Source organism: Kocuria arenosa, from assembly GCF_042879215.1.
GTDB classification, from domain to species: domain Bacteria; phylum Actinomycetota; class Actinomycetes; order Actinomycetales; family Micrococcaceae; genus Kocuria; species Kocuria arenosa.
Genome location: NZ_JBHZTA010000052.1, coordinates 1 through 598, shown reverse-complemented (window position 1 = coordinate 598; position 598 = coordinate 1). Strand labels below are relative to the sequence as shown.

Annotated in this window: 1 rRNA gene; it reads left to right on the top strand. The window is 52.3% G+C overall.

Annotation, left to right across the window (positions count from 1 at the left end):
• Positions 1–177 precede the first annotated feature (177 nt).
• Positions 178–598 (top strand): 16S ribosomal RNA (locus ACFYE3_RS19070); the annotation flags it as partial.

Below are 598 nucleotides of genomic sequence, written 5' to 3'. Positions count from 1 at the left end.
ACCTCGCAACGGTGAGCGAAAGCCGCGTTGCACTGCTCTTTAACAATTTATCAGACAATCTGTGTGGGCACTCAAAGTGACATGGATTCTTAACGTCCTCGGACGAAAAATGAATACCAAGTCTCTGAGTGAACATACGTAATTCATTACGAAGTTTAATTCACGAGCATCAAACTTAAATTGAAGAGTTTGATCATGGCTCAGATTGAACGCTGGCGGCAGGCCTAACACATGCAAGTCGAGCGGTAACACAGGGAGCTTGCTCCCGGGTGACGAGCGGCGGACGGGTGAGTAATGTCTGGGAAACTGCCTGATGGAGGGGGATAACTACTGGAAACGGTAGCTAATACCGCATAACGTCGCAAGACCAAAGAGGGGGACCTTCGGGCCTCTTGCCATCGGATGTGCCCAGATGGGATTAGCTAGTAGGTGGGGTAACGGCTCACCTAGGCGACGATCCCTAGCTGGTCTGAGAGGATGACCAGCCACACTGGAACTGAGACACGGTCCAGACTCCTACGGGAGGCAGCAGTGGGGAATATTGCACAATGGGCGCAAGCCTGATGCAGCCATGCCGCGTGTATGAAGAAGGCCTTCG